General features: G+C 49.6%; 8 protein-coding genes. All 8 read left to right on the top strand.

Annotated elements, in window-relative coordinates; genetic code table 11:
* Positions 1-225: 225 nt before the first annotated feature.
* The 8 genes from JFN88_RS08600 (at position 226) to trhA (ending at position 7590) form a co-directional block, all read left to right on the top strand.
* Positions 226-1032: a DUF5683 domain-containing protein gene (locus JFN88_RS08600; protein ID WP_199018909.1), complete on the top strand. Its 807-nt coding sequence runs from the start codon at positions 226-228 to the stop codon at positions 1030-1032.
* Positions 1004-1462 carry a hypothetical protein gene (locus JFN88_RS08595; protein ID WP_379166376.1) on the top strand — a complete coding sequence of 153 codons (459 nt, stop codon included), beginning with the start codon at positions 1004-1006 and terminating at the stop codon, positions 1460-1462. Before JFN88_RS08600 ends, JFN88_RS08595 begins: the two co-directional genes overlap by 29 nt.
* A 103-nt stretch (positions 1463-1565) precedes the next feature.
* The gene (locus tag JFN88_RS24825; protein ID WP_269846526.1) at positions 1566-1688 is read left to right on the top strand and encodes a hypothetical protein; all 123 of its coding nucleotides are present in this window, start codon (positions 1566-1568) and stop codon (positions 1686-1688) included.
* On the top strand, positions 1679-4720 hold the full coding sequence (locus JFN88_RS08590; RefSeq protein ID WP_199018907.1) for an ATP-binding response regulator: 3042 nt from the start codon (positions 1679-1681) through the stop codon (positions 4718-4720). Before JFN88_RS24825 ends, JFN88_RS08590 begins: the two co-directional genes overlap by 10 nt.
* Positions 4717-5658 carry a TRM11 family SAM-dependent methyltransferase gene (locus tag JFN88_RS08585; RefSeq protein WP_199018906.1) on the top strand — a complete coding sequence of 314 codons (942 nt, stop codon included), beginning with the start codon at positions 4717-4719 and terminating at the stop codon, positions 5656-5658. The genes JFN88_RS08590 and JFN88_RS08585 overlap by 4 nt, the downstream gene beginning before the upstream one ends.
* A 107-nt stretch (positions 5659-5765) precedes the next feature.
* Positions 5766-6497, top strand: coding sequence for a hypothetical protein (locus JFN88_RS08580; RefSeq protein WP_199018905.1), 732 nt, complete (start codon positions 5766-5768; stop codon positions 6495-6497).
* Between the two features lie 127 nt (positions 6498-6624).
* On the top strand, positions 6625-6855 hold the full coding sequence (locus JFN88_RS08575; RefSeq protein ID WP_199018904.1) for a hypothetical protein: 231 nt from the start codon (positions 6625-6627) through the stop codon (positions 6853-6855).
* A gap of 90 nt (positions 6856-6945) precedes the next feature.
* Positions 6946-7590 carry a PAQR family membrane homeostasis protein TrhA gene (trhA, locus tag JFN88_RS08570; RefSeq protein WP_199018903.1) on the top strand — a complete coding sequence of 215 codons (645 nt, stop codon included), beginning with the start codon at positions 6946-6948 and terminating at the stop codon, positions 7588-7590.

Genomic DNA, 7590 nt, shown 5'->3' with positions numbered 1-7590 from the left:
TTAGTCCGATGGAATTCAGGACTAAGGCCGCCTAACTGATTTTTAATAAATTTACTGTCTACTTGACGGGGAGCAGTTCATTGTGCGGGTGAGAGGTTCTTTTTTTCTATCCTCATTCCATTTGATTTTGTTTCGTCCTCCCTGCTTGTGCTGCATAATCAAAGCTGGAAGTGGCATCCTATTCTTACAATTCACAAACAATCGTGATACGGGAGAAATTTGGAAATGGATCATTCAGCTTCTGCACCCCGCAGGGAAAAAGCAATTATAAGCTGGTTAGGAATCACTCAGATGCAGTACCGCAACCCAATACTGATGCTATGGTGGAGCGCTGCCTTTCCCGGTTTTGGCCATATTCTCATCAATCAGTATTGGCGCGGTACGCTATTTACGCTCGTCGAGGTCATCCTGAACAGTCTGGCCAATATCAATGCTGCTATGGTGTACTCTTTCTCCGGCAGGGCGGATATGGCCAAACAACTGCTAAATCTCCATTGGGCATATGGCTATCTGATTTTCTATCTCTATACGATTTGGGACACTTATAAAAAGGCACGCGAGTTCAACGTCCATCATGAACTGGCTGACTTGGAAAACGCGCGGATCAAAAACTTTTTAATCACACCGGGAGATATACATATTCTGGAACGGCGCAACCCGGTTTTTGCTTCTTTCTGGTCCTTTATGCTGCCGGGGTTGGGCCAGCTTTACAATAATCGGGTTATGTTGGGCGTTTACGCAGTATTCTGGTGGTTTATATATTGCCGGCTGTCTCATATCCTCACCTCATGCTACGCCCTGTTTGAACAAGGAGTTGTACAATCCACCCAACTGCTCAGCGCTCAATGGCTGCTGTTTATGCCTTCTGTCCTGTGGGGTGCCGTCTATCACAGTTATTTGAATGCGCTTGAGAATAACAGTCTTTTTAAATATGAACAAAAACAGTTCCTGGCAGAGCGCTATACAGGCAGCAGTGTTTTTATTTTGGAAAAAACCAGAGGTGATGAGATTGCTGGTAGTGGGACTGTTTAATTATTCGACAGAGTTGGAGCAGGCATTAAGCATGCTGGAAAGCAAAGGCATTGACCGCAGCAGGATGATGGCGGTGCCGATGGAAACGGATGCAAGCAAGCAACTGGTTATCGGGGAGTCCCGCGAGCTTTCCTTTGATGTAGCGCTTGCGTGTGCGACAGCATGCGGAGTCATTGGCATCAGTATCGGCTTTGTACTAAGCTGGGGGCCGATCATATGGGGCTTAATTAGTACTTTGGCAGGATTTGTTGTCGGATACAGCATTACCCGATTGATTTCAGTGAGGCAAAGAAGTCAACATACAAGCAAGCGCGGCACCCTTCCTGATCTCGTTGTCCTTATCCGTTGCGAGGAAGAGAGGCTGGAGCAGGTTCGGATGATTCTCCAACGCTACGGCGCCTGGAAGCTAGGGATTATGAACAGCCCCTGAGTAGGCGGATCATGCGGAAGCGTGGCAAACCTGTCGGCTCTTGTCGGACCCTGGCAACTGTACTATGATGGGAAGACAAGAGAAACAGGGAGGGGGCGTGGCTTTGGAGCCAATGATTCCTGTAATCGACGTGCCCCGTCATTGCGGAAGCAAGCGGCGCGTCATAGCCTTGACCGAAAAATTTGGATCATTGCAGATCAGCCGTGCAGGGACCGCATGGACATAAGCGCGCAACTGAAACGCAAGCGCTTGCTGCTGCTGACCGTTATTATTTTGTTTATTAGTATCGTATCGGGACTTAATACATCAAGATTCTGGATTCAGCCCTATTTCAAGAATGACCATATGCATGCGTCAGCAGGTGTGCTCGAATTGCATTCACCCCTTAATAATACCGACATTGTCCCGCTTGCCGGCCAGTGGCGATTTTATCCCGATGAGGTGAAGCAGCCTGCAGATATAGATTGGAGTGAGCCTGCCAGGAAACTGCTGACCATTCCTGACGGCGGCTGGGACAAGCAAATGTCTTCGGCCTTTGGCAAAGGTACATATGCGATAGAAATCAGGCTTGCCGACTCGCAGCCGATGCTCGGATTGAAGACATTCTCGATTCGTATGGCTCATCGTCTGTATGTGAACGGCGAGTTGGCAGGCCGTGGGGGCATAATGTCGGACGAAGGTCAGTACCAATCCGAGAACTATCCTTACCGGTCTTATGTGTCGCTAGGAGATTCACGGGTCGTGCAAATTGTCATTCAGGTTGAAAACAATTTATATGGACGCAGCGGGGGCATAGTAGCTCCGATCGTGATTGGCACACCGCATGCAATTGATTACACCTCCAATATAACTGCAGGGTTTGACATGTTGCGGGCGCTCAGTTATTTGCTTGGGGGCATCATGTTTATCTGCTTCTATATCATGTGGCCCAGTCGGAACTATCCGCTGTATGCAGGTCTGCATTTGCTGGGGCTGGCCCTGTACGTACTCACCCATAGTGAGAAATTGCTTAACCAATGGATTCCTTCCATGCCGTTTGATATGTTCATCGTTGTGCAGATGGTTTCAGTTCTTCTAAGCGCCTATACAATTACGATGTACGTACATCGGCTGTTCCCTTCCAGATTTGGCGTTTATCTGGTGAAGGCCATGCGGATTGCCTGTGTCGGATTTATACTGCTGAATATGATGCTTCCGTACGCTGTCCTCAGCCAGTATGAGCTGGCAATCGGGGCTCCGCTGCTTATTGGCTACCTGTTTGCGGTATGGCGCTTCGGTGCGGCTATGACTCTAAAGCAAGATAACGCGGTGATTTGTCTGTTGTCCGCATTGCATCTAGTAATTTTGTATATCAACAGCTTTTTGAATGTGAACGGCTGGCTGCCTAACTCGGCCTTTGCTCCGTGGGATGCGATTACGTTTATGATTTTACAGCTTCTGCTGATCGGCAAGCGGTTTGCAAATTTATCGGAAAGAACCGAGGAGTTGTCCAGGAAAATCATCGAGGTGAATGAAGCAAAGCAGCTGTTTATCCGTCAAAATGCTTTTCAGCTTCAAGCCCCGCTCCATAAAGCAGACAAGCTGATTGAGATCGCCATACAGCAGAGCAGCCTTCCAATGATGTCAGAGCAAAGCCGTCAGTTGGAGACAGCGAGAATGCTAATTAACCAGCAGCTAGACCATGTGCATGATCTGGTTGATTTGACCGAATTAAGGGAAGGCAAGTCAGCCATGCTGTCTCCGGTGCTTGTCAAGGAAAGCTTACAAAGCGTATTCCGCCATTTGAAGGCAATGCCTGAATGTGAAGGCGTGCATTTTGATCCTGATATCCCGTTGGCTTTTCCGGTCGCGCTCGGGGATGAGAGCCGCTTTCGTCATGTTATCCGCAAATTAATTATTGCTTCCGTGCAGCCGGGCGCGCTTGTACGCGCAGACGGCCTTGTACTGCCGGATAAGGAAGTTTGTTTGGAACTACACATTTCCGGCGCAGCTTTGAGCAAGGAACAGGCGGCGGAAATGATGGCTCTTGAGGTCGATCAGAAGGAATCCTTTACTTCACGTACCATGCATTTGATTATGGCTTTTCAATGGATGAAGCAGCTTGGGGGCGAACTAGCCGTCAAGCAGGAAACTGCAGAGGATGAGTTGGTATTCGAGCTGACACTTGGCAGTATTCGCCCTGCTCTTCGGAGTTGGAAGAGAGGGGACGGCAGGCCCAAAAATGTTGCCAGCGGCACGATTAGGGACGGGGAGCATGATCACGGCTCCATTATGCTCATTTCTACCGACTTGGTAAACCTGGATATTGTCTCCGCCATTTTATCCGGTCAAGGTTATGATATGGTTCATTGTACGTCAGGCCATGCGGCATTGGAGTACGTTAAGGAGCAGCCGCTATTGGATTTGATTATTTGTGATCAATTAGTTTCAGGCATGAGTGGAATTGAACTTTGCGCAGAAATTCGCAAGTCATATTCGTCTGCCGTACTCCCATTCCTGCTGATCGTATCGCCGTTGGAGCCGCAGGAGAGATTGGCTGCTTTCCGGGCAGATGTCAACGATATTGTCGTCTATCCGTATGAAGCATCCGAGTTGATTGGACGTGTCGGCAACATGGTATCCATGAAGCATTCCATGGAGACTTCTCTTCAGATGGAACAGGCCTTTTTGCAAGCCCAAATCAAACCGCACTTTTTATATAATGCGATGAATTCCATTTTATCCCTGTCGTACAGTGATGTGGAGAAGGCGCGTCAGGTGATCTTTGACTTGAGTGATTACTTAAGGTTTAGTTTTGACTTTACAAATACACGGCATTCCGTCCCCTTATCACAGGAGTTGGAGCTGGTTCAGGCCTACTTGAATATTGAGAGCGTACGCTATGGAAATCGGCTTCGTTACGAACTGGATTGCGATGAACGGATTGGGGTGCAAATTCCGCCGCTTACGTTGCAGCCGATTGTGGAGAATGCGGTCAGACATGGAATTGCCCCTGTGCCGGAAGGCGGCAACATACGTGTTGTTATTCGAAAATCGGAAGACAAGGTTATCGCGATAATTAGCGATAATGGAATCGGCATGGATAAGCAGCGGTTGGCGATTATTCAGGAAGATGAAATGATGGCGGGTCATGTCGGACTGCTTAATATACGCAAAAGGCTGAACCGGTTATCAGCGACAATGACCATTGAGAGCGAGCCGGGCGCAGGAACAACCACAACCTTGATATTTCCGGCAAGGAGAGAGATAGAGGTATGATCGCCAATCATAAATATTTGTACACCTATGCCTGCCACGAAACAGAGCGGGAGTTATGCGGCATGGAGCTGCGTGCCTTGCTTCAATTGAAAGGCGGCATGCCTGAGCAATCTGTAGAAAGTTCAGTAGGCATAGCGCCCGGCCGCAGCCCGTTCATTAAACAACGTCTGGATATCGAGATGGAGGCAGACAGCTTGGAAGAACTGATCGACAAGGTTGCCTTGCTTGATCCCCTGAAGGAGACATTCAAGGTGGTATGTCTGAAGACAGCACAAGGGCCGGATTACAAGGAACAGCGTCGCATGGAGCGACAGATCGGCGCTGAGATTCGCGGCACCCCCAGTATGAAGCAGCCCGATTTGAGGTTTGGGACGGCATGGAGCTGTGGGCGCTGGGTATTTGGACGCTTGCATGAAGCGGAAGCCGCCTGGCTCAAGCATCAGAACAAGCCGCGAGCATATTCAACGGCGCTTAGTACTCGTGTGGCGAGAGCCGCTGTCAATATTGCGGTACCCGTCACTGAAGGCGCCCGAGCTGTAGATCCGTGCTGCGGCATCGGAACGGTACTGCTGGAAGCCATCTCCATGGGCATCGAAATTGAGGGTTTTGACAAAAATCCGCTGGCGGTTGCAGGCGCCCGTGAAAACTTGCTGCATTTCGGTTATGCTGATATTGCAGCTATTGCGGATATGCGCAGCCTGACGAAACATTATGATGTGGCGATTATTGATTTCCCTTATAATCTGTGTTCGGTGCTGCCTGCAAAGGAGCTGCTGGAGATGCTTGTGGCAGCAAGACGCATAGCGGACCGAGCGCTCGTTATTTTTGCTTCAAATCAGCCTGTTGAGGAGCAACTTGCAGCAGCGGGCTGGGAGGCGGCAGATAGCTGCGCTATCAGTAAAGGCACTTTTACACGAAGAATGGTCCGATGTGAATAGAGAGCCGTATTATAAATATAAATAGCAATGGGATTCAGGGAATGTATGCTTGGTCCTTGTAATGTCGCATACTAATCCTCATGAATGCGTTTGAGGGTGGGATAAGGATGCAAACAAACAGCAGGTTGCAGGAGCATGGAAATCGATTGCGAATATATTTGCTGGCAGGCATTGCAACAGCGCCGCATTTTTTTGGCCGCTGCTGCGATATGATAGCCCAAATCGCCGCCAGGTCGGGCTGGGAGCCGATCGTAGAGACTATTTTCCCTTACGGTGACGACAGCCGCAGCCTCTTTTCCCAGGTCAGGGAGGTGAGCGGGGATTTGCCGCGTCGTATGAGCATTGCGCGCAAAGGCGGCCGAATTGCCGCCAGCCAAATTCGCAACTCCTATTCCGGAGAACCGCTCGTGCTGATTGGGCATAGCGGCGGGGGAGCGGCTGCCTATCAGGCGGCACGTATTTTGAGCAAAGAGCAGGAGTTAACGCAAGACAAATGCCGGATTGTACAGATCGGTTCGCCCAAAGTTCCGATTGTGCCCGAACTTGCCCGGCAAGTTTATTATATTCACGCAGTGGATGACAAAGGTCGGGCCAAAGACCCGATTACCCGGCTTGGCAGTTGGGGCGGCTGGTCATTGAACCGGTTCAATCTGCCGGGCTGGAACCCCAAAAAGTATGCGCCTGCGCACATTGAAGGCATTCATCTGTTGGGCGGCCATACGGATTATTTGCGTTATGACCAGCCGTTTATTGATGAGCAGCAAATGTCCAATATGGAAAAGACATTGGAGAGGGTGTGGGGCTGGATTCAAAACAGTCTCGCACTCCCTCAACAGTAAGGGAAGGAAGAACCTTTCACACGCAGGCCTTTTCTGAAAAGCGGCGGTATGGTCGTAAAATTAGTGGAAATAGAACGCAAAAAGAGATACACTAAAGCTATTCCTGCTTAATGAGGTGAACATTGATATGACAGACAAGCCGTTAAATACGGAAATCGAAGCGGCGGCAGCCGAAGAGAGCGCTCAGCCTCGCAAAGTTTCGCTGGCTGAGGCCATGAAGCAAAAGCTTGCGCAGAAGAAGCAGGCTCAAGCAGATGCCAACCAGCAAAAGAAGCATCAGAATGCCGGCAATCAGCCTAAAATGAAAAGCCAAAATACGAAAAAAATCAATAACCAACGCAAGCGCATGGGCGTATAATATCACGGGCTGCTTGGTAGGCATTTGTCACGGGCGGTCATGTCGCACCTGATAGGCGGCTTGCCAAGCGATAGAAGGGGGATTGGGATTTTGGCGAATACCCACACTTACACCCGGAGAGAAGAAGTCGCCAATGCGATTACGCACGGTATCGGAGCGTTGCTTAGTGTTGCGGCGCTTGTACTGCTTATCGTATTCGCGTCTTTGAAGGGCACGGCATGGCATGTAGTGAGCTTTACCATATACGGCAGTGCGATGCTGCTGCTCTATGTCTCATCGACCTTGGTCCACAGCTTTCCTGAGGGCAAAGTCAAGAACCTGTTTGAAATTATGGACCATTCTTGCATTTATATCTTCATTGCGGGGACCTACACACCCATACTGTTTAACGTTGTTAAAGGAACTACCGGCTGGGTGTTGTTTGGCATCGTCTGGGGAGCAGCGCTCGCCGGGGTGGTCTTCAAGTCTTTCTTCGCTTCAAGGTTCTTGTTTACTTCGACGCTGCTGTACATCGCCATGGGCTGGATTATTATATTTGCCTGGGGGCCGCTCGTCGAGAATATGGCGCCTGGCGGTTTAAAACTGCTGATCAGCGGCGGACTATTGTATACGTTCGGAACCGTGTTTTATATGTGGCGCAGCTTCCCGTTCCATCATGCGGTATGGCACTTGTTCGTGCTTGGCGGCTCTGTGCTTCATTTCTTTTCCATTTTGTTGTATGTATTGCCCCATTGA

This window comes from Paenibacillus roseus (assembly GCF_016424485.1).
GTDB lineage: Bacteria > Bacillota > Bacilli > Paenibacillales > Paenibacillaceae > Paenibacillus_D > Paenibacillus_D roseus.
Note: the sequence above shows the minus strand (reverse complement) of the source record. Positions and strands in the feature narration are given on the sequence as shown.